2 protein-coding genes are annotated in these 1,600 nt (G+C 68.8%); both read left to right on the top strand.

From position 1 onward, the window contains the following. A partial coding sequence (locus G6038_RS30655) for a TauD/TfdA family dioxygenase (RefSeq protein WP_206025891.1) occupies positions 1 to 492 on the top strand: 492 nt, incomplete at its 5' end. Positions 493 to 547: 55 nt separating this feature from the next. After that, positions 548 to 1,600, top strand: coding sequence for a 3-keto-5-aminohexanoate cleavage protein (locus tag G6038_RS30650; protein ID WP_165042667.1), 1,053 nt, complete (start codon positions 548 to 550; stop codon positions 1,598 to 1,600).

The raw sequence follows: 1,600 nt of genomic DNA, 5'->3' as shown, positions 1-1,600 counted from the left end.
CCGGTCGGCGGCGACACCGTCTGGGTGAACATGGCCGAGGCCTACCGGCGGCTGCCGCAGTCGGTCAAGGACCGGATCGCCGGGCTGCGGGCCCGGCACAGCATCGAGGCCAGCTTCGGTGCCGCCCTGCCGATGGAACAGCGCCACCAGCTGCATGCGCGGTTCCCGGACGCCGAGCACCCGGTGGTGCGCACCCACCCCGAGACCGGCGAGAAGATCCTGTTCGTCAACTCCTTCGCCACCCACCTGGTCAACTACCACACCCCCGACAACGTCCGCTTCGGGATCGACTACGCCCCCGGCGCCGGGGATCTGCTGCGCTACCTGATCAGCCAGGCCGCCATCCCGGAATACCAGGTGCGCTGGCGGTGGACGAAGAACAGCGTCGCCATCTGGGACAACCGCTCCACCCAGCACTATGCGGTGCAGGACTACTGGCCCGCCGTCCGCAGGATGGAACGCGCCGCCATCATCGGCGACCGCCCCTTCTGACCCCTCTCCCTTCCCAGTCACCCCAGCACACAACAACTCTGATCGGAGCACCACCATGCACTTCCACGACGACGCCCTGTTCCCGGAGAACCAGGAGAAGCTGGTCATCACCGTCGCCCCCTACGGCCCGGAGTGGGACATCGACGACTTCGCCGAGGACCTGCCGCTGACCATGGACGAGCACGTGCAGAAGGCGGTGGACTGCTACGAGGCCGGCGCCACCGTGCTGCACATCCACGTGCGCGAACTCGACGGCAAGGGCTCCAAGCGGCTCTCGAAGTTCAACGAACTGCTCGGCCGGCTGCGCGAGGCGGTGCCCGAGATGATCCTGCAGGTCGGCGGGTCGATCTCGTTCGCCCCCGAGGGCGAGGGCGCGGACGCCAAGTGGCTCTCCGACGACACCCGGCACATGCTCGCCGAACTCGACCCCAAGCCCGACCAGGTCACCATCGCGATCAACACCAACCAGATGAACATCGTCGAGCTGATGACCGCCGACGACATCGCCGGCACCTCCTTCCAGCGCCCCGAGGTCTACGACGCCTACCGCGAGATGACCGTCCCGGCCGGGCCGGGCTGGGTCGAGGAGCACCTGCGCCGGCTGCAGGCCAACGGCATCCAGCCGCACTTCCAGCTCGCCAACATCGCCCAGCTCGAGACCGTCGAACGGCTCATCCGCCGCGGCGTCTACACCGGCCCGCTGATGGTGACCTGGGTCGGCATCGGCGGCGGCTTCGACGGCCCCAACCCGTACAACCTGATGGAGTTCGTCCGCCGCACCCCCGACGGCGCGGTGCTCACCCTGGAAACCCTGATGCGCAGCGTGCTGCCGGTCAACACCATGGCCATCGCGATGGGCCTGCACGCCCGCTGCGGCACCGAGGACACCCTGTGGGGCCGCAAGGGCGAGAAGATGACCTCCGTGGCGCAGGTCGAACAACTCGTCCGCATCGCCGGCGAGCTCGGCCGCGAGGTCGCCACCGGCAAGGAGGCCCGCGAGATCTACAAGCTCGACGAGCGCTACACCGACGCCGACGAGACCCTCGCCAAGATCGGCTTCGCACCCAACCGCCGCCCCGGCCAGCGCGGCTTCACCCAGCACGCCTGA

The sequence above is a fragment of the Rhodococcus sp. 14C212 genome, from assembly GCF_011058195.1.
Lineage (GTDB): Bacteria > Actinomycetota > Actinomycetes > Mycobacteriales > Mycobacteriaceae > Rhodococcus > Rhodococcus aetherivorans.
This window is presented reverse-complemented; position numbering and strand designations above follow the sequence as displayed.

What these genes read in the sequence shown, in the direction of transcription:
- G6038_RS30650 (WP_165042667.1), top strand. Translation starts at nt 548, where the DNA reads ATGCACTTCCACGACGACGCCCTGTTCCCGGAGAACCAGGAGAAGCTG.